The sequence below is a fragment of the Shewanella sp. N2AIL genome, from assembly GCF_022690845.1.
Classification (GTDB): Bacteria; Pseudomonadota; Gammaproteobacteria; order Enterobacterales; family Shewanellaceae; genus Shewanella; species Shewanella baltica.
The window spans coordinates 77003-102778 of record NZ_JALBYT010000013.1; the positions used below are offsets into that span (position 1 = coordinate 77003).

24 protein-coding genes are annotated in these 25776 nt (G+C 48.5%); 18 read left to right on the plus strand and 6 right to left on the minus strand.

Annotation, left to right across the window (positions count from 1 at the left end):
* A complete protein-coding gene (gene ftsY / locus MO387_RS09870; RefSeq protein ID WP_107949850.1) occupies positions 1-1869 on the minus strand; it encodes a signal recognition particle-docking protein FtsY in 1869 nt (622 codons plus the stop codon).
* A 213-nt stretch (positions 1870-2082) separates the two neighbouring features.
* Between ftsY and rsmD the strand changes: the two genes are divergently transcribed.
* Together rsmD and MO387_RS09880 are read left to right on the plus strand one after the other, a co-directional pair.
* The gene (gene rsmD / locus MO387_RS09875; RefSeq protein WP_006079628.1) at positions 2083-2751 is read left to right on the plus strand and encodes a 16S rRNA (guanine(966)-N(2))-methyltransferase RsmD; all 669 of its coding nucleotides are present in this window, start codon (positions 2083-2085) and stop codon (positions 2749-2751) included.
* Positions 2726-3010, plus strand: a complete 285-nt coding sequence (locus MO387_RS09880) for a DUF1145 domain-containing protein (RefSeq protein WP_006079627.1) — start codon at positions 2726-2728, stop codon at positions 3008-3010. The genes rsmD and MO387_RS09880 overlap by 26 nt, the downstream gene beginning before the upstream one ends.
* A 96-nt stretch (positions 3011-3106) precedes the next feature.
* On the opposite strand, the gene MO387_RS09885 is transcribed toward MO387_RS09880, so the two are convergent.
* Positions 3107-3670 (minus strand): NapC/NirT family cytochrome c, encoded by a 564-nt coding sequence (locus MO387_RS09885; RefSeq protein WP_006079625.1) that lies wholly within the window; start codon positions 3668-3670, stop codon positions 3107-3109.
* Between the two features lie 434 nt (positions 3671-4104).
* On the opposite strand from MO387_RS09885, the gene MO387_RS09890 reads away from it, so the two are divergent.
* From MO387_RS09890 to MO387_RS09920, 7 genes are all read left to right on the plus strand, one after another.
* Positions 4105-4467, plus strand: a complete 363-nt coding sequence (locus tag MO387_RS09890; protein WP_107949852.1) for a hypothetical protein — start codon at positions 4105-4107, stop codon at positions 4465-4467.
* Between the two features lie 100 nt (positions 4468-4567).
* Complete coding sequence (locus tag MO387_RS09895) at positions 4568-5023, plus strand: DUF2057 family protein (protein WP_107949854.1); 456 nt, start codon at positions 4568-4570, stop codon at positions 5021-5023.
* A gap of 109 nt (positions 5024-5132) precedes the next feature.
* Positions 5133-5570, plus strand: a complete 438-nt coding sequence (locus MO387_RS09900; RefSeq protein ID WP_234420975.1) for a hypothetical protein — start codon at positions 5133-5135, stop codon at positions 5568-5570.
* Positions 5571-5838: 268 nt separating this feature from the next.
* Entirely contained in the window at positions 5839-6099 is a 261-nt protein-coding gene (locus tag MO387_RS09905) for a heavy metal-binding domain-containing protein (protein WP_107949858.1), read from the plus strand.
* Positions 6100-6120: 21 nt separating this feature from the next.
* Positions 6121-7647 (plus strand): efflux RND transporter periplasmic adaptor subunit, encoded by a 1527-nt coding sequence (locus MO387_RS09910; protein ID WP_107949860.1) that lies wholly within the window; start codon positions 6121-6123, stop codon positions 7645-7647.
* Between the two features lie 9 nt (positions 7648-7656).
* On the plus strand, positions 7657-10806 hold the full coding sequence (locus MO387_RS09915; RefSeq protein ID WP_107949863.1) for an efflux RND transporter permease subunit: 3150 nt from the start codon (positions 7657-7659) through the stop codon (positions 10804-10806).
* A gap of 208 nt (positions 10807-11014) precedes the next feature.
* Positions 11015-12184 carry a ribonuclease T2 gene (locus tag MO387_RS09920; RefSeq protein WP_107949865.1) on the plus strand — a complete coding sequence of 390 codons (1170 nt, stop codon included), beginning with the start codon at positions 11015-11017 and terminating at the stop codon, positions 12182-12184.
* Positions 12185-12263: 79 nt separating this feature from the next.
* On the opposite strand, the gene MO387_RS09925 is transcribed toward MO387_RS09920, so the two are convergent.
* The 3 genes from MO387_RS09925 to plsB all read right to left on the minus strand — a co-directional run bounded on the left by MO387_RS09925 (position 12264) and on the right by plsB (position 16866).
* A complete protein-coding gene (locus MO387_RS09925) occupies positions 12264-13037 on the minus strand; it encodes a VOC family protein (RefSeq protein WP_242326233.1) in 774 nt (257 codons plus the stop codon).
* Positions 13038-13186: 149 nt separating this feature from the next.
* Positions 13187-14443 (minus strand): tryptophan permease, encoded by a 1257-nt coding sequence (mtr, locus tag MO387_RS09930; RefSeq protein WP_242326234.1) that lies wholly within the window; start codon positions 14441-14443, stop codon positions 13187-13189.
* On the minus strand, positions 14443-16866 hold the full coding sequence (gene plsB / locus MO387_RS09935; RefSeq protein ID WP_006079610.1) for a glycerol-3-phosphate 1-O-acyltransferase PlsB: 2424 nt from the start codon (positions 16864-16866) through the stop codon (positions 14443-14445). Before plsB ends, mtr begins: the two co-directional genes overlap by 1 nt.
* A 160-nt stretch (positions 16867-17026) precedes the next feature.
* Between plsB and lexA the strand changes: the two genes are divergently transcribed.
* The 6 genes from lexA to MO387_RS09965 all read left to right on the plus strand — a co-directional run bounded on the left by lexA (position 17027) and on the right by MO387_RS09965 (position 23171).
* Positions 17027-17647 carry a transcriptional repressor LexA gene (gene lexA, locus MO387_RS09940; RefSeq protein WP_006084613.1) on the plus strand — a complete coding sequence of 207 codons (621 nt, stop codon included), beginning with the start codon at positions 17027-17029 and terminating at the stop codon, positions 17645-17647.
* Complete coding sequence (locus MO387_RS09945; protein WP_006084614.1) at positions 17644-18156, plus strand: SulA-like leucine-rich domain-containing protein; 513 nt, start codon at positions 17644-17646, stop codon at positions 18154-18156. Before lexA ends, MO387_RS09945 begins: the two co-directional genes overlap by 4 nt.
* A gap of 401 nt (positions 18157-18557) precedes the next feature.
* A complete protein-coding gene (coxB, locus tag MO387_RS09950; RefSeq protein WP_242326236.1) occupies positions 18558-20114 on the plus strand; it encodes a cytochrome c oxidase subunit II in 1557 nt (518 codons plus the stop codon).
* A gap of 9 nt (positions 20115-20123) precedes the next feature.
* Entirely contained in the window at positions 20124-21716 is a 1593-nt protein-coding gene (gene ctaD, locus MO387_RS09955) for a cytochrome c oxidase subunit I (protein ID WP_006084616.1), read from the plus strand.
* A gap of 1 nt (position 21717) precedes the next feature.
* Positions 21718-22299, plus strand: coding sequence for a cytochrome c oxidase assembly protein (locus tag MO387_RS09960; protein ID WP_006079604.1), 582 nt, complete (start codon positions 21718-21720; stop codon positions 22297-22299).
* Entirely contained in the window at positions 22296-23171 is an 876-nt protein-coding gene (locus MO387_RS09965; protein WP_006079601.1) for a cytochrome c oxidase subunit 3, read from the plus strand. Before MO387_RS09960 ends, MO387_RS09965 begins: the two co-directional genes overlap by 4 nt.
* Positions 23172-23175: 4 nt before the next feature.
* Here MO387_RS09965 and MO387_RS09970 read toward each other — a convergent pair whose 3' ends face one another.
* Entirely contained in the window at positions 23176-23394 is a 219-nt protein-coding gene (locus MO387_RS09970) for a DUF2909 family protein (protein WP_014620547.1), read from the minus strand.
* Here MO387_RS09970 and MO387_RS09975 point away from each other — a divergent pair.
* The 3 genes from MO387_RS09975 (at position 23393) to MO387_RS09985 (ending at position 25771) form a co-directional block, all read left to right on the plus strand.
* Positions 23393-24157 carry an SURF1 family protein gene (locus tag MO387_RS09975; protein WP_107949872.1) on the plus strand — a complete coding sequence of 255 codons (765 nt, stop codon included), beginning with the start codon at positions 23393-23395 and terminating at the stop codon, positions 24155-24157. The two genes, MO387_RS09970 and MO387_RS09975, sit on opposite strands and share 2 nt — an antisense overlap.
* Before the next feature lie 91 nt (positions 24158-24248).
* Positions 24249-24794 (plus strand): hypothetical protein, encoded by a 546-nt coding sequence (locus MO387_RS09980; protein WP_107949874.1) that lies wholly within the window; start codon positions 24249-24251, stop codon positions 24792-24794.
* Complete coding sequence (locus MO387_RS09985; protein WP_242326238.1) at positions 24794-25771, plus strand: COX15/CtaA family protein; 978 nt, start codon at positions 24794-24796, stop codon at positions 25769-25771. The genes MO387_RS09980 and MO387_RS09985 overlap by 1 nt, the downstream gene beginning before the upstream one ends.
* Positions 25772-25776 lie beyond the last annotated feature (5 nt).

Consider the following 25776-nt stretch of genomic DNA (forward strand, 5'->3'; position numbering starts at 1 on the left):
TTAGCTATCCGCTTTTTCTTGAGTGAACAAGGCATCGATAAATTCTTTCGAATTAAAAGTACGCAAATCATCAATTTGCTCACCCACGCCTATGTAACGGATCGGAATATTAAACTTGTCGGCAATCGCAAACACCACGCCGCCCTTAGCCGTTCCGTCTAACTTGCTGATCGTAATACCCGTTACACCTACGGCTTCTTGGAATAATTGCGCTTGGCTAATCGCATTTTGTCCTGTGCTCGCATCTAATGTCAGCATGACCTCATGCGGCGTATCTGGGTCGAGTTTTTTCATCACTCGCACCACTTTCTTCAATTCTTCCATCAAGTGCGCTTTGTTTTGCAGACGACCCGCAGTGTCGGCGATCAACACATCCACTTTACGGGCTTTAGCCGCTTGCAAAGCATCAAACAGTACAGAGGCACTATCGGCACCCGTATGTTGGGCAATCACAGTAATATCATTACGTTGACCCCAAACCTGTAACTGTTCTACCGCAGCTGCGCGGAAGGTATCGCCCGCGGCTAACATCACCGACTTACCTTGGCTCTGATATTGTTTGGCTAATTTGCCGATAGTAGTGGTTTTACCCACACCATTAACGCCGACCATTAAGATCACAAATGGGCCATTTGCATTGTCTGGCACTAACGGAATTGCGACTGGGTCGAGCGTCTTCTGCATCTCTTCCCGTAACAAGTCATATAAAGCTTCAGCATCTTTAAGCTGCTTACGCGACGCTTGCTCGGTCAAATTCTTGATCAAACGCGTGGTTGTTTCGACGCCAACATCGGCGATTAATAACTGTTCTTCGAGTTCTTCAAACAGATCATCATCGATTTTCTTGCCGCGAAATAGACCAATAAAACCACTGCCAATATTCTCGCTGGTACGCATCAAGCCGCGTTTCAGACGAGCAAATAGCCCTTCTTTAACGGGTCTCGCCTGCGGCTCTGGCTGCAATTCAGTCACGGACCCAGCGGATTGCAGAGCTTCGGCCTGCTGTTCGGCTAAACGTTGGGCTTCAATTTGCGCTTGCTCTTGAGCAATACGCTCGGCTTGCACTTTCGCAAGTTGTTCCGCTTCTAACTGAGCAGCCGCCAGACGTGCCGCTTCGGCCTGTTGTTCAGCTAAACGTTGGGCTTCGACTTGTGCTTGCTCTTGAGCAATTCGCTCGGCTTTAGCCTTGGCTTGCGCTTGAGCAAGTTGCTCTGCAGCAGCTTGTTCAGCGGCTAACTTATCTGCTGCAAGTTGTTCAGCTTCTAACTGAGCTGCCGCCAGTCGTGCCGCTTCAGCTTGTTGCTCGGCTAAACGTTGAGCTTCGATTTGTGCTTGCTCATGTGCAATACGCTCGGCTTCAGCCTTAGCTTGCGCTTGGGCTAATTGCTCTGCAGCGGCTTTTTCAGCGGCTAACTTATCTGCTGCAAGTTGTTCAGCTTCTAGCTGAGCAGCCGCCAGACGTGCCGTTTCGGCCTGTTGTTCGGCTAAACGCTGGGCTTCAATTTGCGCTTGCTCTTGAGCAATACGCTCGGCTTGCACTTTCGCAAGTTGTTCCGCTTCTAACTGAGCAGCCGCCAGACGTGCCGCTTCGGCTTGCTGTTCGGCTAAACGCTGAGCTTCGATTACGGCTTGTTCTTGGACAATACGCTCGGCTTGCGCCTGCTCGGCAGCTAACTGTTCTGCTGCCAGCTTTTCTGCGGCCGCTTGAGCCTCTGCCTCAGCAGCTAAACGTTGCGCCTCTGCGCGTTCCTGTTCTAAACGCTCTGCTGCTTCAGTGTCTTGTGTTGGAGTAACAACTGGAGTTTCAGCGACGACCTCATCTTGTGACTTATCTTTACGAAACCAGGAGAAAAAACCTTTCTTTGCCATGTGTGATTCCAGCGCTCTACTTCAGTGTTGAATTTTGAATAAGACCCTGATGTTATACCAGATTGCCTCGGCAATTACGCCCAAAAAGTCGGCAATTAGCTAAGCTCACTCAGCCTTCTCACCTTTTAGTGAGACTTTGATATAAAATAGTGGCCTTTATTAAGGTGGCATAGTCTACCACTTTCTTTCTTCAGGCAAAATCACGGGGGCACTTTGGTTAAGAATCGAACGGTCAAAAATAATGTGACCAAAAGTCCAACAGCCAAAAATAAACCCGGAAGCGGTCAAGTGCGGATCATCGCGGGCCAATGGCGTTCCCGTCGTTTACCTATTCAAGATCTCGAAGGTTTACGCCCGACAACAGACAGAGTGCGCGAAACCCTGTTTAACTGGCTTGCCAATGACTTAGTTAATGCGCGAGTGCTCGACTGTTTCGGCGGCAGCGGCGCTTTAGCTCTCGAAGCCCTATCTCGCTATGCCAGTTTCGCCAAGATTATCGAGTTGCAACGCGGCGCAGCCATGCAATTAAAAGAAAATCTGCAAACCCTAAAATGCGACAAGGCCGAAGTGCTCAACGCCGATACTTTAGTGGTGTTGCAAAGGGGCTGCGAGCAAGGTTTCGATGTGGTGTTTATCGATCCGCCCTTTCGCAAAGGATTGGCAGAAAAGACCATTCAACTGCTCGATACTCAAGCTTGGCTCAATGATGGCGCGCTGATTTATGTCGAGATCGAATCTGAATTAACCCAACTGGCCATTCCACCTTGCTGGCACGCCTTGAAAGAAAAGAATGCGGGGCAAGTGAGTTACCGCTTATATCAATATCAAGCCGAAAACACTGCCGAGCCTATCGAAGATGAAAGCCATGCCCTTGCTGATTAACCTAGGTAAAGCCATTACCCTCAGCGCTTGGTTGATGATGGCCTACAACTTGGTTATGCCATTTGAAGGTAATGTGGCGATTATTTTGAATATCCTGTTTGGCATAACCTGCATGATGCACTGCTTCCAAGTGGCCATTTTCCACATGCTATTTAAGACCTTACTGCCATTAACAAAGCTTGATTATCTGCACGTATTTATCTTCGGTATTTTTAGCCTGTTAGCTTATCGACAAAAAGTGATGACTCCAGCGAGTTAACCTAACATTTAGACACCGTCAGGCACTCAGACAGCAAAAAGCCCTCAACAGAGGGCTTTTTAATGACTAACGATAACGCAAGTTAATCGTTAAACCTTATCCTTTAGGGTAAGGGTGAGCGACGCCTTTGTGACAGTCGATACAGGTTTTTCTGTCTTCTGGGGCTTTCTTGAAGTTATTGCTGTGCATTCTCACTGCCATTTTGCTCATATTTTCTGATTGGTTTTCATAAATACGGTTGTGACAGTTTTGACAGGTTGAAGAATCGATTGCACGAAGGTAATCACGCGCTAACTCAGCTTGTTCTTTACGGTTTTCATCTAACCATGCTTGCGTGTTAAAGCCATCGATAGTTAAGAAACCAATAACGTCCTTAGAAACGATGATCTTTTTCTTCAGGTATTGGAATGGTTCCTGTGCGATGTGACATTGCTGACACTGAACCACGATACCCACACGGTTGTTACCGTGGGCGGACGCCATCACTTCATCTTTCAATGAATGCTGGCTGTGGCAGCTCATACAGAATGCGTCTTGGCTGGTTGCATGTAAGGTTGTTTGGGTTGCGAAATAGCCCACAACACCGATAACAATACCGACGACCAGTAGCGCCAGGATTGAATATTTTGCGCTAGGTTTAAATAGTGCACGCCAGTTCATCACTCTATCTCCAAAAATTGTCAAAATTAGTTTTTATAAGACTAGTTTATGTTCTTTCATTTATTAGAAATTTGATTTTAAGCCGAAATTTGCCGATTAAATTAACCTTAAAAGCGCAAAATGAGACTTAGCTCTAACTATTAGGACGACATTTGGTAAAAACCGCTAGCTGAGCTGCAATGCACTTTAACTAAAGCTAATGCAATCACCCCATAATCGCAAGTTAGCGATTATCGCGATGGAATTTCCCCTTTGAGAATCAATAACTATCAAATCATTTCTAGAAAATAGAAATGTGATCTAATCGACGTTTTGTTTAATTATTAGAAGTGGCCAGGAAATAAATCATTAGAAATTAAAAATTGAACGCGATATGAAACTTTATCGGGTTAACTAAGGTCTCTAAGGGTAAGCAATCAATTTTCCGAGTTATCATGGCTAAATTTTGGATCACCATAGCAGTGCTATTTTCGCTAATCGCCCAATCGGCGATGGTGAGTGCTATGCCAACTTCAGCCAATACCAATGGCCACAGCAGTCAAACCATGCTGATGATGGATGCAGAAATGAACTGCACCATGCCAGATTGTTCTGCATCCGATTGCTTGCAACACTGCCAAGATAGCATGACAAATCATTGCCAAATCCATTGTCTATCATCACTTTTCATTGAGCCTGCAGCGCTAAAACTGGCCTTCGCCAACCCAGCAAGCAAGCGTATTGCCATCCAAGGCTGGGCGATGCAAACTGCCGATCTTGGACTCATCACACCGCCTCCCACCTCCAATTCACTGTAACGTCTATCGTTTTTTACAACGTAAAACCGACTAAACACCTCTGATTGCGCCGCTGCATATCCGCACCGCAACGAGGTACAGAGAATTTTTGGAGTTTATTATGAAAACCACTTTATTGAACAAAAGCTTACTAGGCCTAACTTTCGTTATCGGCGCCTTATTAAGTAGCACCACAGTTACAGCCGCCAGCTTAAAAAGCACAGATGCGCTCAGTGTTATCAGTATCAATGGTGTGCCAGCGACGCCATTTAAGCCTATCCAACTCTCCGCCGGGAAAGTACTGCTCGAGCTAAAATATCAGGATATTTTTAATTATCGCGCCGATGATAGTGGCAACTGGGTTAAATCAGCGCCGCTTTACTTAGTGCTGGATGTGAAGGCGAGTGATAGCTACCAAATCACCCAGCCCAAAATAATGACTGAAGCTGAAGCGCGCCAATTTATTAAATATCCAACGATTCAACTCAGTATTAATGGTGACAAAGCGGGCGAATATCCACTGCAAAGCCACAGCCAGCTGATGGCGAAAATGTTAGTCAGCAATCCCGCTTTCTAATTTAGAAAAGCAAAATATTTAATTTGAGGCATGTGCTGAAATGTGAGTTAAATCATTACAGCATAATGCCTCTATGCTAGACTCGAGCCGTTCATCATTTGGAATACTTATGCATCACACACTCGGTCGTTACTTTTTAGTCATGTTCACTTTACTCGCACTCGTCGGGCAAAGTGTTGTGTCTAATGGTCACGCCATGGTGCCACACACTATGGATATGAGTGCGATGAATCATGAAGCTTCCTCCCAAATGCACCATGCTGCCATGATGCAGATGAACACTGAGACCCCTTCTGACTCACATTCAATGGCCAACGCGGATTGCTGCAACGATAAAATGCTTCCCGGCGCGAAACAGCATTGCTGTGATGGCACCACATCATGTTCAAATGATTGTGGTCATTGTTTGACGATTTCAGTCGCTGGCACTCTATTCAGCCCACACCTCTGGCCAAGTGTGAGCATGAGCGATACTGCAATGGCCACTCCTATGCCTCATTTCCACTCGATCTCTTTGTCTTCGGCCTTTAAACCACCGATAGCCTAAGCCTACTTTGCGCTTAATGGGCAAATCGCCCTTAAAGAAGCCAAGCTAAAACGACAATCCAGTTAGCCCTAAGCTAACACCCAAATTAGCCGTTTATTGTGGTGCCTTATCGTTAAATCGTGCACCAGAGTCTCGCAAAACGTTGATAACTGAGCCGAATGCCAAGTTGTGGCATTAATCCGTCTATCGAAGCGAACCGCTTTGATCTGCCGTGCTCAAAGACGTTTATGCGCTCATATTCGGCCGTTAATCCGATGGAGTGAATAATATGAAAACCCTAACTAATCTCGCCTTAATTGCATTCTTGCTGACCAGCACTAGCGTGTTTGCCACGGCTACGCCGCACGAACATCAACACGACAATGCAAATCCGCAGCAACAAGCACAAACCTATGTTTGCCCTATGCACCCCGAAGTAACAGGCACTAAAGGCGATACTTGCCCTAAATGTGGTATGGATTTAGAGCCAAAAGCGACGGAAGCAAAAACAGCTGAAGGTGCGATGCACAACGCGCACGAACACCACTAAGCTAGGCTGGAGATGAGGCATATGAACCAATTTAATACCGCGAAAAAGCAGGCCCCTAAGGCCGTACTGATCTTGAGTAGCTTACTCATCAGTACGCCTTGGCTGAGCCATGCCCAACTGGCGAACACACAAGAGCCCACGGCGACCGAAGCCGCTGCGACAAAGAATAATCCGTTAAATCAAGTCAAAACCTACACTTGTCCTATGCATCCCGAAGTGATCAGCCATGAGCCGGGTCGCTGCCCTAAGTGCAATATGTTTTTAGTTGAGAAACTCGATGCCGCGAACCCTGCGGCCGAGCATGCACAGCATCAAGCCGCCGATCACCAAGCCTCTGAGCATGGGCAGCCCTCTGCCGCCAAAGCTTCGAGTCAGGTATTCGATGCCCCAACACCTAAGGCCGACAGTTTAGTTAAAGCCCAAAATCATGTGACAACAATCAAGTACGTTTGCCCTATGCATGCCCACATTATCAGTGACGTACCCGGCACTTGCCCTATCTGCGGTATGAACTTAGAAAAGGTCGAAACGGGCGGTAATACCCAAGAAATCAACATCAATGTATCCGGCAGCATGCAGCAAGCGTTGGCGTTAAAGGTGGCCAAGGTTGAACGCGACACACTGTGGAAATTTGTCGAAACCGTCGGTCAAATCGACTATGACGAAAGCCAAATCACCCATATCCATGCCCGCGTTACTGGCTGGATTGAAAAGCTGATGATCAAATCCGTGGGCGATACCGTTAAGAAAGACCAGCTAATCTATGAGATCTACTCCCCCGATTTAATCAACGCCCAGGATGACTATCTGCTCGCTATGGACACCGCCAAAGCAAACGGCCAAGGCCGCTACAAAGATTTGGTGCGCAATGCGGGCTTACGCTTATCATTCCTTGGTTTTAACGACAGGCAAATCAAACAATTAGCCGAGTCACATCAAACCCAATATAGGGTACCTTTCTACGCCAAAGAAGACGGCATAGTGAAAGCCCTCGACATTCGCGATGGCATGTATATTCAGCCGTCGACCGAAGTCATGTCTGTGGTGGATCTCTCCAAAGTTTGGGTGATTGCCGACGTCTTTGAGAACGAACAAAGCTGGATTGCCAAAGGTCAGAAGGCCGAAATTGCCGTTCCCGCCATGAATATCAGCGGCATCGAAGGCACAATCGATTACATCTACCCTGAGCTTGATCCCATCACCCGCAGTCTACGAGTGCGGGTGGTGCTCAACAATACCGAAGTGCACCTGAGACCTAAAACCCTCGCGAAAGTCTCGCTATTTGGAGGCCCGAATAAAGACATATTAGTCATACCACAGGAAGCCTTAATCCAAACGGGTAAAGAAAACCGCGTGATCGTCAAGCAAGCCGATGACAGCTTTACCGCCAAGGCCGTAACAGTCGGCATGATGAGCCAAGGCAAGGCCGAGATTGTTTCAGGCCTAAATGAAGGTGAACGTGTGGTGATTTCGGGGCAATTTTTACTCGACTCCGAAGCCAGCCTCAAGGGTAGTTTAATGCGTTTAAGCAGCGGTCATCAGCACTAGGAGCGCGTTATGTTGAAATATATTATCGAGGCGTCCATCAGGCAGCGATTTATGGTGTTGATTATCGCCATCATGATCACTGTGTGGGGCGTACAGGAGCTGCGAAAAACGCCACTCGATGCGCTGCCGGATTTATCAGATGTGCAAGTAATCATTAAAACCCCTTATCCGGGGCAAGCGCCAAAATTGGTTGAAGAACAAGTGACTTATCCCTTGTCGACCGCCATGTTAGCCGTCCCCGGTGCTAAAACCGTGCGTGGTTATTCTATGTTCGGCGACTCCTACGTATATGTGATTTTTGAAGATGGCACCGACATCTACTGGGCACGCTCACGGGTGCTCGAGTACCTGAGTCAGATCAGCAGCCGTTTGCCACAAAATGTGCAACCTTCCCTCGGCCCAGATGCGTCTGGCGTCGGTTGGGTGTATGAATATGCGCTGGTCGATCGCTCTGGCAATTTAGATTTATCGCAACTTAAAAGTCTGCAGGATTGGTATCTCAAGCTAGAGCTGCAAAGCGTGGCGGGTGTGTCTGAAGTTGCCACCGTCGGCGGCATGGAGCAAACCTATCAGATAGTGCTTGAGCCCGATAAAATGGCGATCTATAAGCTCGATATCGCCACCATTAAACAAGCGATCGATAAAGCCAACAGTGAAGCCGGCGGCTCGGTGATCGAAATGGCCGAAGCCGAATACATGGTGCGCGCTAAAGGCTATCGCCAAACCCTAGAGGATTTTCGGGAAATCCCCCTTGGCATCACCAGTCCTTCTGGCACAGGTTTATTGCTCAAAGATGTCGCCACTGTGCGTAAAGGCCCCGCCTCTCGCCGCGGCATTGCTGAACTTGACGGCACTGGTGAAGTCGTTGGCGGAATTGTAGTGATGCGTTACGGCGAAAACGCCTTAGCGACGATTGATGCGGTGAAAGTAAAACTCGAAGAACTCAAAGCAGGCCTGCCCGATGGCGTTGAGATTATCCCAACCTACGACAGATCTCACTTGATTCTTAAGTCCGTCGACAACCTGTTTAGTAAAGTCGTCGAAGAAATGTTAGTGGTCGGCTTAGTCTGTTTACTATTTTTACTGCATGCACGCTCCACACTCGTGGCAGTCATTACCCTACCGCTGTCGATTCTTATCGCCTTTATCGTGATGAATAAGATGGGCGTTAACGCCAATATCATGAGCCTTGGCGGTATCGCCATTGCCATCGGCGCCGTGGTGGATGGCGCGATTGTGATGATCGAAAACCTGCACAAACATTTAGAGCATTTTAAAGCGGATCATGATCGCGAACCCGATACGAAAGAGCATTGGCGCATCGTCACCGAAGCGTCGATTGAAGTCGGCCCAGCACTATTTTTCTCATTGATTATTATTACTTTAAGCTTTGTGCCTGTATTTGCACTTGAAGCGCAGGAAGGTCGATTATTCGCGCCACTGGCCTACACTAAAACCTTCGCCATGGCGGCGGCGGCCTTTTTATCGATCACCTTAGTGCCGATTTTAATGGGTTACTTTATTCGCGGCAAAATCCCCAGCGAACGCAGCAATCCCATTAGTCGCGGCTTAATTGCACTTTACCAACCGTCACTAAAACTGGTACTGAAATTCCCTAAAGTCACCCTGATGTTAGCGCTAATCGCGCTGGCCAGTGCTTGGTATCCCATGACACGTATGGGTAGTGAATTTATGCCCGCCCTCGAAGAAGGCGATTTGCTCTACATGCCAACAGCGTTGCCCGGCATCAGCGCCAGTAAGGCTGCCGAAGTGTTGCAGCAAACCGACCGCTTGATCAAAACCGTGCCCGAAGTAGCCCGCGTGTTTGGCAAGGTAGGCCGCGCCGAAACCGCGACCGATCCGGCGCCGCTGACCATGCTTGAAACCACTATCATGCTCAAACCTCATGACGAATGGCGTGAAGGCATGACCTTAGATGGCATCATTGCCCAGCTGCAGCAAACCGTAAAAGTACCGGGGCTCACCAATGCTTGGGTGCAACCCATCAAGACCCGTATCGACATGCTCTCGACGGGAATAAAGACCCCTGTCGGCATTAAGATCACTGGTGCCGATGTCAACGAGTTGCAAAGCATTGGCACTAAGATTGAAGCTATCTTAAGCAAAGTGCCGCACACCAAATCGGCCTACGCCGAACGCAGTGGCGGCGGCCGTTATATCGATATCAGCCCGAAACTGGATGTGGCCGCTCGTTACGGTATGACGTTGCAGGATATTCAAGATGTGGTGCGTTATGCCATCGGCGGTATGGATATTGGCGAATCAGTACAAGGCGCCGAACGTTATCCTATCAACCTGCGTTACCCCCGTGAGCTGCGCGACAACATTGAGAAACTGCGCGAGCTACCCGTGATCACTAAGTCGGGGCATTATCTGCCGCTACGTAACTTGGCCGACATCGAAATCAACGATGGCGCGCCTATGTTAAAGAGTGAGAATGGCCGCTTAATCTCTTGGGTGTTTATCGATATCGAGGGCACCTCTATCGGTGAGTATATCGCCACCGCGAAAACTGCCTTAGACGCCGAACTCGTCGTCCCGCCCCGTTACAGCTATAGCTTTGCGGGTCAGTACGAATATATGCAAAGAGTCGATGCTAAGCTTAAACAAGTGATCCCTATGGCATTAGCCGTCATCTTCATCCTGCTGATGATGACCTTCGGCTCCACCATTCAGGCCAGCATTATTATGCTCAGCCTCCCCTTCGCATTGGTCGGCAGTACTTGGTTGTTATATCTACTGGATTACAACATCTCAGTGGCCGTTGCTGTCGGTATGATTGCCTTAGCGGGTGTCGCAGCCGAGTTTGGGGTGGTGATGTTGGTGTATCTCAATAACGCCATCAAACACAGGCAAGAAAAAGATAATTACCACAGCGTCAATGACTTGAAAGAAGCCTTGATTGAAGGCGCCGTCATGCGGATCCGCCCCAAAGCGATGACAGTGGCGACCATCTTCTTCGGCCTACTGCCCATAATGTGGGGTGCGGGTTCGGGTAACGATGTGATGCAAAAAATCGCCGCACCTATGGTCGGTGGTATGGTTACTGCCCCATTACTGTCACTGTTTGTACTACCCGCGCTTTATTTACTGATTTACTCGCGTAAATTAAAGAAAGATCCTGCGCACGTAAGTTAACGGCAAGAGAGCACCCATAAAAATCCCCTCAAGCTATTAAGGTTTGAGGGGATTTTTCATTCAATAAGGCTAAAAAACTAATGTAGCAACAGTGCTACACACCACTCTGAGTAAAATAAGCCTCTTAGTTTATAACGCTTATGTGTACCATTAACTTAGCGCACCACAGGATTGACCCGACTTACTGCAGCAGAAAGGATTCCATCACATGATTAAGCCATTTTGTTTGACCATCCGCCGGATATGGCCGCAAGCACTTTCCCTTAAAAGCCTATCGCGTATGTTACTTGCGGCGTTCGGTTTATGCGCTGCGTTAATCATTTCAGCAGCACCTGCCTTTGCCGCGCCCGCAACCGGTGAGTTCGTTGCCGATAAACGCTGTGAGCTATTTCAATCGAAAAATAAGCAGACGAATCCAGATCAATGGCAGAGCAATATTGGTGAGCGCTATCCGGTACTCGAAATCCTCGGCAACAGCGCCAAACCTGATTGGCTGCGAGTGCGCACCAACGCAGTGAAGTCTCCCATGCGGTGGATCAGTGGCGCTTGTGGTCAGTATCTTTCCAATGTTGCAGGCAGTAATGTATCGACACCTGCAACAGCGGTAGAACCAGCGCAAACCACCACGGCATCAGACATTAAAGCCAAAAGCCGAGATAGCCTTAAAGAGCATGTCACACCAGAGAAACGCCAAGGAGATCAATGCCAAATCGGCGATGAATTTGACGCCAACGTGCTAGCCTTAAGCTGGCAAAGTACCTTCTGCGAACTCTATGGCCGCCGTAAAGCAGAATGTCGTGCCCTCAGCCAAACGCCTGAATCGAGCCAGTGGCAACACTTCAGCCTGCACGGACTGTGGCCGAATAAACAGCAATGCGGCACGCGTTACGGTTATTGCAGCACAGTCAAACTACAACCAAATGATTTCTGTACTTATCCTGAGTTTGAACTGAATCCATCGGTGCGCAAAAATTTAGAAAAAGTCATGCCAAGCACCCAATATGGCACCTGTTTAGAACGCCACGAATGGTGGAAACACGGCACTTGCCGTAGCCAAGACCCTAACGAGTACTTTTTATTGGCAACCCAGCTGACCCAAGCGGTCAATGCCTCGGCATGGGTACAAAAATTTATTCATGACAACATAGGTAAGAGTGTCAGTAAAAGTGAGTTAAACCAAAGTTTTGATAGCAGTTTCGGTCAAGGTGCTCACGTTAAAATGAGCCTAGAATGTGGCAAAGGATTACTGAGTGAAATCCGCATTAACTTGCCCGAGGTCATTAAAGCCTCAGACTCCTTGCCTAGCCTACTCGCCAAGGCTAACAAGGCAGGCAGAGGCTCCTGCCCTGAGACAATCATGATTGATAATGCTAATTAAACAGATGGTTAGACACATAAAAACGGCGACTAAGTGTCGCCGTTTTTAATCTTAAATGTGACTCGTCCTAAATATGGCCTTACATCTGATTAAGCTTGATCACCGCAAAGGTGGCGCCTTGGGCGTCGGCTATTACAGAGAATCTGCCCACATCGGGGATATCACTGGGCGGAATGCACACTTGCGCGCCTAACGCTTGGGCTTTTTCTGCAAATGCATCGCAATCGGCTACTGCAAAATAAAGCAGCCAATGGGGAGAGATATCACCCCATTCGGGCATGATGGTCATCATGCCGCCGATGGATTGACCATCAACTTGCCACTCAGAATATTCGATGTCCGGCATGTCGCTGGGCGAGTTAGTCCAAGGGAATATTTTGCAGTAAAAGGCTTCTTCAGCGCGCGGCTCTCTGCAAGCCAGCTCAACCCAGCAAAGGGTATTGAGTTCACCCTGACGGCGAGCACCGATATGATTCTTCGCTTGCCACAGCGCAAAACGTGCGCCTTGTGGATCGCTCACCTGCGCCATCACGCCCGCGTCAGCAACAATGTGCGGCCCCATGTGCACTTGGCCACCCACATCTTGAATCGCTGCAATGCTGGCATCCATATCATCAACGGCAAAGTAGACTCGCCAATGGCTAGGGATCTGCGACTCTGACTCGGGGATTTGGTACATGGCACCTAAATCATCCCCCGCTAAATTGAATAGCGAAAAATGACCTTCTGGGATCGGCATGTCAACTGAGTCCCAACCAAATAACGCTTGGTAGAATGCCTTAGCAGCTTGCCAATCGTGGCTTGCGAGTTCAACCCAACATGCATGTCCTTGTGCGTACTGAGTAATTTTCATCATTTGCTCCTTCGTTTTTACAATCATTCGAGTTAAGCCTGAGTTCGTACTTCTGTCCAGTGTCGAGATAAAAAAGATCTGCAGGATTAAAACTCAATCGCTAAATACAAAAAAGCCCTCTCGCAGAGGGCTTAAATCATCGAAACAAATTAGGAATATTGCGGCAGTAAATTTGCCATCGCGAGCAGATGACAAGCACCCGTGACTATGCCAAATAACACCACAAGAATAATCAGCGGCGTACCGCCTATCACTCTAAAACCTGTGCTCTCGGGGAATAACTGCCGTGATTTATAGGCCATCAGCGCCGGGACGATTACCGCCCACACTGTCGCCGCTAATGCCGCAAAGCCAATCGCCACTAAGAAGCCGTCGGGGAACAGTAATCCTAAAATCGTCGGCGGCACAAAGGTCACTAACGCGGTTTTCATCCGGCCCGAGCGCGAATCGTCAAAACCAAACAAGTCGGCGAGATAATCAAACAGACCTAAGGTCACCCCTAAGAAAGATGAAGCCACGGCCAAGTTAGCAAACAGGGTCAACATACTGTTCAACCAGCTACTCGCCATCACCTCGGACAAAGCGCCCACCAAGACCCCCATATTGCCGCCTTGGGCAATAATGTCGATAAACTGGCTGCGGGGAATATTGCCCATAGTCGCCACTAACCAACAGGCATAAATCACCAGCGCGATAAAGGTGCCGACGAAAATAGCCTTGATAATGGTGGTGGAATCTTTGCCGTAATACTTCACTAAGCTGGGAACGTTACCATGGTAGCCAAAGCTGGCAAGACCAAAGGGTAGCGCCGCCCACAGATAAGGTGAAAAGCTATTATTACCATCGGGTTCGAGCAACTTAGTCACATCGATTTCGATCAGTAAATTGCCGATTGCAAGGAAGAAGGTAATGATCATACCGCCGAGCATAATCGTGGTAATGCGATCCACCGCCTTAGTGCTGATCAATACGATACTAGCCAACACTATGGCAAACACCAGCCCAGCAACACTTTGCGGTAACTCAATTCCCATGCCCTGCAAGCTGTGATTCACAATCGAGCCACCACCGCTGATATAGGCATAAGTCAAAATATACAGCACGAAAGCGATAGAAACGCCGTTCACTATCCGCCAAAACTGCCCTAAGGTTTGCTTGCTTAAAGTATCGAAGCTAGCACCCGGTTCGAAATGCAAATTGGTTTCGAGCAGCAATAAGCCCGACATCAACATGCAAAACCAAATGCCCAATAACATTAAAATCGAATAGCCAAACCACATACCGGCACCGACCACGGGCAGAGAAAACATCCCTGCACCTACGGTCGTGCCGGCAATAATCATGGCGCCGCCGAGCAAGGACTTACCTGCGGGCTTATGCTTACCCGCATTCATATGATTTGCCATTAAACTGTATGCTCCGCGGTGACACTCGCCACTATCGTTTGTTTCACTGACGGACGTAATAAGCTATTGGCTTGATCTCGTATGCGATTGATATTGGACTTATCTTGGTTATCCGCTAGATAGCCCAATTCTTTGAGCTTAACGCTCAAGGTGCCGTAAAGTTTCTTATCGTAGAACTCAGGCGCGGTAATGCCATGCAAAGCGCCTAAACGCTGGGCGAGTAGATGACTCTCAGACTCAAGTTCTGAGCGCTCCATCTTAGGCCTGTTCGCTAACAGATTGAAAATAATGGCATAGCGTTGCAGAGTCTCGCTTACTGAACTGGCTAACAATAATAGTTGGCTAGTGTGCTCAGGCACGACGGTTAAGGTATCAGTCTCAACCACTAACCCTTGTTCAATGAAGAAATCCAGCACTTGATTGACATAGGCAGGTACATCCTTAATGCCCATGAAGAGTTCGGCTTTCAGCAGTGGATAAAAATCGGCAACGATTGACACCACTTGCTGACGCGGGATCTGCTCATTATGCGTTAAACAACTCGCAATTAATGACGGTACAATAAATAAGTGGATGATATTGTTACGATAGTAAGTCATGGACACAGCCTGACTCGCCTCGATAGACACGATTTCACCTAAAGGATCGGCACAAACAACAAACTTATTCAGCTCTAAACCTTGCTGCACTAAATGCTTACCATCACCTTCGGCAACCGAAGTATAAGTAGTGTAAGGCACTTTTTTGAGTAGAGTCAGATACAGATCAAGCTGACGTTCCAGCAGACTGCGCTCTAAGGCATTTTGATCTGTGGCCAGCAACACTAAACTCGTCAAGGTCACCGAACTCGCCGCTGCAGCATCGTTAATATTTGTCATCACTCGATTCGCCAGCACGTTTACCGCTGGCGTTAACCAGCTTGGTTTTTGCTCAGGATCATCGGCCAACTCAGTACGCCAGTTTGGCGCGCGCTCATTTAAGAAGTTTTGCAGAGTAATCGGCTCGCCAAAGTTCACATAACCTTGGCCGAAATTACCAAGTTTGCGAATCGCACCAAACACCTGCCACACAGATTCTTTTTTCTTTTTCTTACCACTTAACTCTTTATGGTACGTCGCCACTTCCATCACATGGTCATAGCCTAAATACACAGGCACCAATGTTACCGGACGCTCGATACCGCGCAGCACGCTGTTCATCGTCATAGCAATCATGCCGGTTTTTGGCGCCAATAGACGACCGGTACGTGAGCGGCCGCCTTCGGAGAAATATTCCACCGAATAACCTTTCGCAAACAGTTGATCTAAATACTCACGGAATACTGCGGTATACAGCTTGTTGCCATTAAAACTACGGCGGATAAAGAAGGCACCACCGCGACGGAACATAGGCCCCGCGGGCCAGAAGTTGAGGTTAATACCGGCTGCAATGTGCGGCGGAACCATGCCTTGATAATACAAAATATACGATAACAGCAGGTAATCCATGTGGCTGCGATGGCAAGGCACATAGACAATCTCGTGGCCATCATGGTGCAACTGGCGAACTTGCTCGGCGCCTTTGATGTTGATCCCGCTGTAAAGCTTGTTCCACAACCAAGTTAAAAAACGCTCGGCAATACGCACTAAACTATCTGAGTAATCGGCAGCGATTTCATCGAGATACTCAATAGCCGTCTCGCGCGCTTGGGTCTCAGAAATCTTTTTGTTGGCCGCTTCTTCTTGAATCGCTTTACGCAGCGACTCGGATTTGAGCAGCGAATGAAACAATGCTTGGCGATTTGGCAGCACAGGCCCTGTCATCACCTTACGTTGACGGCGGAAATGCACCCGCGCGACCCGCGCTAATTTATGGGCAATCCCCATGTCAGTGCCGTGTTCGTCGGCCATGTATCGCAGAGATACCGCATTTGAAAACTGTACGAAGTTATGTCGACCTAAGAATAAAATCATCAAGCATTTGCGCAGCCAAGTCGGGTTTTCCCGCTCAAACACAGCCGCCTTCATAGTGTCGTCTTCTTTCCCTGGCGTGCGGCCCCAATATAGGCTTACGGGCACCAGTTGAATGTCTAATTCAGGGCGTTCCTTATGCACGGCCAATAAACGCATAAAGCATTCGAGGAAAGGCTCGTTACCCGCACGCTCACCAAACAGCGGCTTACGCCCTTGAAGGCAGACAACCCGAGGCGCGATTACACCATTTGCCACTAAAGGCTCATAGGGGCTCGGCAGTCCTAACTTAGCCGTAATTTCGCTCAGGGCAGCGATGTCACTCAGCGATTCCGTTTTCATCACATAAGCAAGGGGTCTGGAGGCATCCAGATTCAGATCGGCAAAGGGATCCTGAGGCACAACAATAGTGTGCACTAAGTGTTTTTGGATCCAGCGTAATGATTTCAACCAAAGAGAGTCGTGTTTAGGCATTATTCTTATGCAATTAAGTACGTTTACTAGCCCGGTAGAATACCAGACTATGGGTAATATTCGCTAATTCTCTCCAACATAGCTAAAAAGTGGTTAATACTTGCGCTGCAAATAATACTGTATATACTAACAGTAACTGTATAGAAAAACAGGAAACACCATGAGACCTTTGACGCCACGCCAAGCTGAAATTTTAGAGCTAATTAAACGAAATATTGCCGATACTGGCATGCCACCCACTCGGGCAGAAATCGCGACCCGTTTAGGTTTTAAGAGCGCCAATGCGGCTGAAGAGCATCTTAAAGCGTTGGCGAAAAAGGGCTGCATTGAGATCATGCCAGGCACATCGCGGGGCATTCGTCTGACTGCGGAAGTCGAAGAAGTAACTGAAACAGGTTTACCGCTTATCGGTCAAGTAGCCGCTGGCGAACCTATTCTCGCCCAAGAACATGTTGAACAGTACTACCAAGTCGACCCAAGCATGTTCCATCCCGCCGCCGATTTTTTACTGCGGGTTAAAGGCGACAGCATGAAGAATATTGGCATTCTCGAAGGAGATTTGCTGGCTGTTCATAAAGTACAACAAGCTAGAAATGGTCAAGTGGTTGTCGCTAGAGTCGACGACGATGTCACTGTTAAACGTTTCGAAAAAAAAGGTAATGTGGTCTATCTACACGCCGAAAATGAAGACTATTCCCCGATTAAAGTGGATTTAGGCTATCAAAGTTTAACAATTGAAGGACTCGCCGTCGGTGTGATCCGTAATGGAGATTGGCTATGAACAAACTACTTGGCAATGCACCCCGCCATCCGGGCTTGTGGCTCGATGAAGTCCGTGATGCCGACTATGACTGGCACCATGCACCTATCGCCTGCATGCCAACTAAGACTCAAGGCCGCCAAGAGTTAATCCATTTGAGTGCGCAACTCGCCCAGTTAAGCCAACAGGGTCGTTGGTTAGTGCTCATCAACCCACCGAGCATTGGCTACAAACAAATGCTCGCCAATGCAGGCGTGCGTATGGACAGAGTCTTGCTGGTGCACGCTAAAGATGAAGTCGAAACCCTGTGGGCAATGGAAAAAGCCTTAACAAGTGGTACGTCCAGTGCAGTTATTACTTGGACCCAATCACTGGATGCACGCGATAATCGTCGCCTGCAAATCGTGGCTAAAAGTGCCCGCGCCATGGGTATAGTGCTTGAAGACGTAAACAGTCACTTACACGGCGACGTACGCATTGAGCAAGGCAATCTCTTCGGCCAACAATCTTTTTTTAGCGCTGTACATTAAATATTCATTTATTTTTTACCTTGAAAGCCGCCTCGCCTATGAATGTGAGGCTTTTTTTTGGCAATTTTTCAGACAATTAGATAAATAAGTGATCTTGATCAATATTTAAACAGCAAGTATGGTTGATTTAGTCGGCGATGATATATCGCCGCCCGTGGCAAATAAATCGAGCCGTAATCGAGTTCAAAATGCCACTAAAAATAGAGAACAGATTTATTTCAGTCGTATGTGCCAGCGTGGCTAATACCAGCAGTAACAATACTTAATTAAAAGTAACAGCCGCCAACGCACGTTGAAGTCAAAAACGCTTTTTTGGGAACTGAAGAGTTTGCATAGAGTTGAGACTTACTGTGTTGCTCTTCTTTGTAGTTGCTATTCGCAATTGGCAGAGGAGAAGTCTTGTGAAGCAATTGTTGTATTGTTTACTCGTGGTGTTATTCGCACCACCGTTGGCCGCCGCGGACATGCGGTTCAACATGACCCCTGGCGTAACCGAGATCAGTGGCAAGGTTTATCACTTGCACATGACCATCTTGTATATCTGCTGCGCCATTGGCCTTGTGGTCTTTGGCGTGATGATTTACGCCATGATCAACCACAGAAAATCCAAAGGCGCTGTCGCGTCGCACTTTCACGAAAGCACTAAAGTTGAAATCGCTTGGACGATTCTGCCATTTATCATTTTGATCTTAATGGCGATTCCAGCGACAAAGACCTTAATTGCGATGGAAGATCCCAGCGACGCCGATCTGACCGTTAAAGTCACGGGTTCCCAATGGAAATGGCATTACAGCTATTTCGATCAAGACATTGATTTTTACAGCATACTCGCAACCCCTAGAGCCCAAATCGACGGTACCGAAACCAAAGGTGAACACTACCTATTGGAAGTCGATAAGCCGCTCGTACTGCCGATAAATCGCAAAATCCGCTTTTTGATGACCTCTGAAGATGTCATCCATTCATGGTGGGTACCTGCTTTTGCCGTGAAGAAAGATGCTAATCCTGGGTTTATCAATGAGGCCTGGACTCGCATAGACAAACCCGGCATTTACCGTGGTCAATGCGCGGAACTCTGCGGTAAAGACCATGGTTTTATGCCGATTGTAGTGCAAGCCTTACCCGAAGCCGAGTTTGAAGCTTGGGTAGCGGAGCAAAAACAAGCTGCAGGCGCGGCGGCAGAAGCTGCTCAAGCTGCATTGTCACAGACCCTTAGCACAGAGGAGCTAATGACCCAAGGTGAGCAAGTTTACCTCGGTCACTGCGCAGCCTGCCACCAGCCTAATGGCGAGGGGTTACAAGGCGTATTCCCACACCTCAAAGGCAGTCCGATAGCAACGGGACCGCTCAGCGGCCACCTTGAAATCGTGCTCAACGGTAAAACGGGTACGGCCATGCAAGCCTTTGGTAAGCAATTGACTGCACAAGAAATTGCCGCAGTGATTACCTATGAGCGTAATGCTTGGGGCAATAATACTGGCGATGCTGTGCAGGCCAAAGACGTTAACGAGCACATGAACGGCAGTGCTGGCACACAGGCACCAGCTACCGCACCAGCCAATACGACCCCAACACCCGCACCTGCAACTGAGCCCGCAGCCGTTGTCGACTCCACAACCATAGTCGATCCGGCGAGCCTCCCCACTCTCACCCACGACGCCTTGATGGCCGAAGGTGAAACTGTTTACGCCACCACTTGTGCGGCCTGCCATCAGTTAACGGGAGCTGGCATACCACCCGCCTTCCCCGCACTCGCTGGCAGTGCTATCGCCACAGGACCCGTCGCCAATCATCTCGATATTGTGATGCACGGCAAAACGGGCACGGCTATGCAGGCATTTGGCAAACAACTCAGCCCACAGCAACTCGCGGCCGTCATTACCTATGAACGTAATGCTTGGGGCAACAATACCGGCGATACAGTGCAACCCGCTGATATCGCAAGCCATGGACAGTAGGGGATTATGATGAGCACAACGACTCAAGATCAAACCGCAGCCCATGATGACCATCATCATGGTGCGCCAAAGGGCATCATGCGCTGGGTGCTAACCACCAACCATAAAGACATTGGTACTTTGTATTTATGGTTCAGCTTCATTATGTTTTTAACCGGTGGCGCTATGGCCATGGTGATCCGCGCTGAACTGTTTCAGCCCGGATTACAATTGGTCGAGCCCAACTTCTTTAACCAAATGACCACAGTCCATGGGCTGATCATGGTATTCGGCGCGGTAATGCCAGCCTTTACAGGGCTCGCAAACTGGCTGATCCCTATGATGATTGGTGCGCCCGATATGGCGCTGCCACGGATGAATAACTGGAGTTTTTGGATCTTACCCTTCGCCTTTACCATCCTACTCAGCTCGCTGTTTATGGAAGGTGGTGGACCTAACTTTGGTTGGACCTTCTACGCGCCACTGTCTACCACTTATAGTCCTGACAGCACGGCACTCTTCGTGTTCTCTATTCATATCATGGGGATAAGTTCGATCATGGGCGCAATCAACGTGATTGTAACCATAGTGAATTTACGTGCGCCCGGCATGACATGGATGAAGCTGCCGCTGTTTGTGTGGACTTGGCTTATCACAGCATTCCTGCTGATCGCTGTGATGCCAGTACTCGCGGGCGCTGTGACTATGGTACTGACCGATAAGTTTTTCGGCACTAGCTTCTTCGAAGCCGCAGGCGGCGGCGATCCTGTGATGTTCCAGCATATTTTCTGGTTCTTCGGCCACCCTGAGGTCTACATCATGATTTTGCCGTCCTTTGGCATCATCTCCGCCATAGTACCCGCCTTCAGCCGCAAACCATTATTCGGCTATGCATCAATGGTTTATGCCACTGCCAGTATTGCAATTCTGTCGTTCCTCGTGTGGGCGCACCATATGTTCACTACAGGCATGCCAGTGTTTGCCGAGCTGTTCTTCATGTATTGCACTATGTTGATTGCGGTGCCAACGGGGGTGAAAGTGTTTAACTGGGTCGCGACTATGTGGCGCGGTTCACTCAGCTTCGAAACCCCTATGTTGTTCGCCGTGGCCTTTATCATACTCTTCACCATTGGCGGGTTTTCGGGGTTAATGCTTGCCATTACGCCAGCCGACTTCCAATACCACGACACCTATTTTGTGGTGGCGCATTTCCATTATGTGCTCGTGACAGGGGCGATTTTCTCCATCATGGCGGCAGCCTATTACTGGCTCCCTAAGTGGACGGGGCACATGTACAACGAGCGACTGGGGCAATGGCATTTTTGGTGTTCGGTGATTTCAGTCAACGTGCTGTTTTTCCCGATGCATTTCCTTGGGCTAGCTGGTATGCCAAGGCGTATCCCCGATTACTCGATTCAATTTGCCGATGTTAATCAAATCGTCTCGATTGGTGGCTTCGCCTTCGGCTTATCACAATTGATTTTCTTAGTGTTAGTCATCAAGTGCATCCGTGGCGGCGAGAAAGCCCCCGCTAAACCCTGGGAAGGTTCCGAGGGTTTGGAGTGGACATTGCCAAGCCCAGCGCCTTACCACTCCTTCACGACACCACCTGAGGTGAAATGAAATGACGAACCATCACCAGCCAGAAAAACCTAAGTCAAATCGAAAGCTTATCAGCATGCTCGTCATGGGCTGTATTGGTATGTTTGGTTTTGGGTTCGCGCTGGTGCCGCTATACGATGTCCTGTGTGAGAAACTAGGGATTAACGGTAAAACCTCCAATACTGCCAGTAGTTATCAAGCGATAACCATAGATACTAGCCGTATTGTCACCGTGGAATTTATCTCCCAAGTGCAAACGGGTATGCCGTGGAAATTTGAGCCGCAAACCAAGCGGCTCGAAGTTCACCCCGGCGAACTGATACACACAGCATTTTTGGCACGCAATGTGTCAGACAGAGCCACGGTCGGTCAGGCGATACCTTCAATATCACCCGGCCAAGGCGCTGCATATTTTAATAAAACGGAATGTTTTTGCTTTAATCAACAGCACTTAGCGGCTTCGACCAGCGCTGAGTTGCCGCTCATTTTCTTTGTGGATCCTCAGTTACCTGAATCCATCCACACTCTGACCCTCTCTTACACCCTCTACGACATTACCGACAAGCAGTTAGCGTCTGCCATAGAGCAAGGAGCTGCAAAATGACCACAAAACATGAAAATTACTATGTACCCGCCCAAAGTGCTTGGCCCATCATTGGCGCAATAGGATTGTTTCTAATCGCCTTGGGTGCAGGGCACTTTGTCCATCAACTAAAATCAGGCGCATCGGGTGGCGGTTATATCCTGCTAGCGGGTATCGCCGTGATCCTCTTTATGCTGGTTGGCTGGTTTAGAACCGTGATCAACGAATCTATGACTGGGCTTTATTCGCACCAAATGGATAGATCCTTTCGCCAAGGTATGAGCTGGTTTATTTTTTCAGAAGTGATGTTCTTCGGCGCATTTTTTGGTGCGTTATTTTATGCCCGTATGGTCGCAGTGCCTTGGCTCGGTGGCGCCTCCAATAATGCCATGACACACGAAGTACTCTGGCCACAATTCGAAGCCGTTTGGCCGTTGCTCACTACGCCAGATGGCACCAAAACCGAAGCTATGCCGTGGAATGGCCTGCCGTTAATCAACACTATCGTGCTGCTGACCTCCTCAGTCACCTTACATTTTGCCCATGTCAGCCTAGAGAAAGGCAAGCGCTCGGCCATCACACTGTGGCTCGGGATCACCATACTTTTGGGTATGGGTTTCCTTGCCTTGCAGGCCGAAGAATATATGCATGCCTACCATGAAATGGGGCTCACCCTGACCTCAGGGGTTTATGGCAATACCTTCTTCCTCTTAACTGGCTTTCACGGCATGCATGTCTCGCTCGGCACTCTGTTTTTATTAGTGTTGTTTTTCAGAGTGTTGAAGGGTCACTTTAGCGCGGATAAGCATTTTGCTTTCCAAGCGGGGAGTTGGTATTGGCACTTTGTCGATGTGGTCTGGCTGTGTTTGTTTATTTTCGTCTACGTACTTTAAGGCTTTAGTAAGGCGTGGGATTGGGGCTGATTAACCCAGTCCCTAAGGCCACCAGCAGCAACAGAATAACGAGTACCGAGAAAATCACCCGGCGACCAAGATAACGGCTCATAGGCACTTGGTTGTCACCTCTCACCATAATAAACAAGGCTCTACCTAGATTAAAAATGATGAACAGCAACAGCAGAACTAAGACCAATTTAAAAATGAATAGGGTATTCATGCAATATCCTTATGTTCTGCTGAATAAATTAACGGTTTTTTTACTGATATTGACTGTGGCTGTATTCGTGATGTTGGTCAAGTTGGGTCTATGGCAATTAGCCCGCGGCGAAGAAAAAACCATGCTGTTAGCCCAAATGGAGGCAAGACAATCCTTGCTACCATTAAGTTTTGAGCAGCTCCAACTCAAAATCGATAAGGAAGGGGTGACAGGTTATCGACTGCATGTGCACGCCATACCCGCGAGCTCGCAAATATGGCTACTGGATAATCAAATCTATCAGGGCCAAGTGGGCTATTTAGCCTTTCAGCCCCTGCAAGTGGCAGCGGGTCAACCTTGGTTACTGGTCGAATTAGGTTTTGTCGCAGCCAGTTCCCACCGTGATGAGTTGCCCCACATCAGCCCACTTAGCGGTGAATTGAATATCGAAGGTCGGCTTTATCAAAAGCAAATCAATCCTTTGAGTCAGGCTTTAATGGCAGAAACAGGGACAAGTGTTCGCTTTCAGAATTTGAATATACCGGAAATGGCGCAGATGTTAGGCCATCCCTTGCTCGATGCAGTGCTGCAACCGGATGAGCTACCCGCCCTCGCCTTGCCACATCCTTGGCAGCCCTTCCCACTGTCGGCGCAAAAACATTGGGGTTATGCGCTGCAGTGGTTTTCGATGGCAGCCGTGTTTGCTGGGCTCATGCTGTGGCAAGGGATTAAGTATGTAAAACGCCATAGTGCCGAAACAATCGCAAACTCAAGGAGCGAATAGGGAAATTCGTACCATACTTAGCAAGACACAAATAAAAACTAAATAAATATAAAACAATAAATTAGGGATAATTTGAATGAGAGGAGCAAGCATGAACTCCCAGAATAAATCTAAACACAAAGCATTGGGCTTGTTGTTGCTGGCGTTTATCGCGCCCGTGGTGATAGCCAAGCTAGTGCTGAGCCTGAATTTATACCACGGCGGCGCCACTAATCATGGCGAGCTGATCAATCCTGAGACCAGTTATACCAGCCTTGGGGTTGAAAATCCCAATCCCAAAGAATGGCAACTGCTGTATTTACTGCCCGCCCAATGCGACGATGCTTGCCGCGAACGCCTGTATATTTTACGCCAAAGCCACACTGCTTTAGGGCCAGATCAGGCACGAGTCGAACCGCTGATCCTCACCCATCCCGACAGCGATCTCAATGCTTTAAGCGCCTTTCAGTTTAACACTCGTCCCGCTAATGCTGGCTTAAGCCATTGGCTAGATGAACAGCAGCTGATCATAGTCGATCCCTTAGGTAGCTTAGTGCTGCGCTATCCCCAAGTGCAGGGCAGAGAAGCCCATTTAGCTCAAGGCAAGGCCTTGGTTGCGGATCTGCGTAAGTTGTTAAAACTGTCGAGGGTAGATTGATGCAGCTAACTTGGGTCCTACGCTTAACCTTAGTCTTTACCTTGTTGGTGATCTTAATGGGCGCTTACACTCGCCTATCGGATGCGGGGCTAGGCTGTCCCGATTGGCCGGGTTGCTACGGCCATATCAAGGTGCCCACCCAAGACCATGAAATCGCCCATGCACAAACCATCTTCCCCGATCATGATATCCACCCAGAAAAAGCTTGGCTGGAGATGATCCACAGATATATCGCCGGCGGACTTGGCTTACTGGTGTTATTCATCTTAGTGCTGTGTTTGAAAACGCCGGAAGCACCGAAAAAATTGCCGCTCATCATAGTGCTATTGATCCTCTTTCAAGCGGCACTCGGCATGTGGACAGTGACGATGAAACTCATGCCTATAGTGGTGATGTCGCATCTTATTGGTGGCTTCAGCCTGATTTCACTATTGTTACTCCTCTATCTGCGAACCCGACCACGGCGGATCTTTAATAACGAAACCTATGCCCGCAATCTGGCACAGCTGGCACTGGTGAGCCTATTCGTTCTTGTAGGACAGATTATGTTGGGCGCTTGGACATCATCTAATTATGCGGCGCTCGCCTGCACCGCTTTACCCATTTGCGAAGGCAACTGGGTGGATAATTTGGCAATAGCGGAAGCTTTTTCGCCATTCCAAGGCCAACACCACAGTTTCGAATTTGGAGTGCTCGATTACCCAGCACGTATGACTATCCACATCGCCCACCGAATTGGCGCTATCGTTACCGCGAGTTTATTACTCGTGCTCGCCTATCGATTATTTGTTGGCGCAGCTGGGATGAGGGCCTTAAGCCTCTTATTGGTAGGGTTAGTGATCCTGCAAGTGAGCTTAGGTATTTCTAACGTAGTGATGCATTTACCACTCGGTATTGCCGTGTCTCACAACGGCGGGGCGGCATTACTGCTGCTGACCTTAGTCGCAATCAACTATTTTTTATGGCGCAAAGCATAAGCGAG

Bases quoted from the DNA above. Each gene is read 5' to 3' on its own strand.
- ftsY (WP_107949850.1), bottom strand. From the start codon at position 1,869: ATGGCAAAGAAAGGTTTTTTCTCCTGGTTTCGTAAAGATAAGTCACAA.
- MO387_RS09880 (WP_006079627.1), top strand. From the start codon at position 2,726: ATGAAAGCCATGCCCTTGCTGATTAACCTAGGTAAAGCCATTACCCTC.
- MO387_RS09885 (WP_006079625.1), bottom strand. From the start codon at position 3,670: ATGAACTGGCGTGCACTATTTAAACCTAGCGCAAAATATTCAATCCTG.
- MO387_RS09890 (WP_107949852.1), top strand. From the start codon at position 4,105: ATGGCTAAATTTTGGATCACCATAGCAGTGCTATTTTCGCTAATCGCC.
- MO387_RS09895 (WP_107949854.1), top strand. From the start codon at position 4,568: ATGAAAACCACTTTATTGAACAAAAGCTTACTAGGCCTAACTTTCGTT.
- MO387_RS09900 (WP_234420975.1), top strand. From the start codon at position 5,133: ATGCATCACACACTCGGTCGTTACTTTTTAGTCATGTTCACTTTACTC.
- MO387_RS09905 (WP_107949858.1), top strand. From the start codon at position 5,839: ATGAAAACCCTAACTAATCTCGCCTTAATTGCATTCTTGCTGACCAGC.
- MO387_RS09910 (WP_107949860.1), top strand. From the start codon at position 6,121: ATGAACCAATTTAATACCGCGAAAAAGCAGGCCCCTAAGGCCGTACTG.
- MO387_RS09915 (WP_107949863.1), top strand. From the start codon at position 7,657: ATGTTGAAATATATTATCGAGGCGTCCATCAGGCAGCGATTTATGGTG.
- MO387_RS09920 (WP_107949865.1), top strand. From the start codon at position 11,015: ATGATTAAGCCATTTTGTTTGACCATCCGCCGGATATGGCCGCAAGCA.
- MO387_RS09925 (WP_242326233.1), bottom strand. From the start codon at position 13,037: ATGAAAATTACTCAGTACGCACAAGGACATGCATGTTGGGTTGAACTC.
- mtr (WP_242326234.1), bottom strand. From the start codon at position 14,443: ATGGCAAATCATATGAATGCGGGTAAGCATAAGCCCGCAGGTAAGTCC.
- plsB (WP_006079610.1), bottom strand. From the start codon at position 16,866: ATGCCTAAACACGACTCTCTTTGGTTGAAATCATTACGCTGGATCCAA.
- lexA (WP_006084613.1), top strand. From the start codon at position 17,027: ATGAGACCTTTGACGCCACGCCAAGCTGAAATTTTAGAGCTAATTAAA.
- MO387_RS09945 (WP_006084614.1), top strand. From the start codon at position 17,644: ATGAACAAACTACTTGGCAATGCACCCCGCCATCCGGGCTTGTGGCTC.
- ctaD (WP_006084616.1), top strand. From the start codon at position 20,124: ATGAGCACAACGACTCAAGATCAAACCGCAGCCCATGATGACCATCAT.
- MO387_RS09960 (WP_006079604.1), top strand. From the start codon at position 21,718: ATGACGAACCATCACCAGCCAGAAAAACCTAAGTCAAATCGAAAGCTT.
- MO387_RS09965 (WP_006079601.1), top strand. From the start codon at position 22,296: ATGACCACAAAACATGAAAATTACTATGTACCCGCCCAAAGTGCTTGG.
- MO387_RS09975 (WP_107949872.1), top strand. From the start codon at position 23,393: ATGCAATATCCTTATGTTCTGCTGAATAAATTAACGGTTTTTTTACTG.
- MO387_RS09970 (WP_014620547.1), bottom strand. From the start codon at position 23,394: ATGAATACCCTATTCATTTTTAAATTGGTCTTAGTTCTGCTGTTGCTG.
- MO387_RS09980 (WP_107949874.1), top strand. From the start codon at position 24,249: ATGAACTCCCAGAATAAATCTAAACACAAAGCATTGGGCTTGTTGTTG.
- MO387_RS09985 (WP_242326238.1), top strand. From the start codon at position 24,794: ATGCAGCTAACTTGGGTCCTACGCTTAACCTTAGTCTTTACCTTGTTG.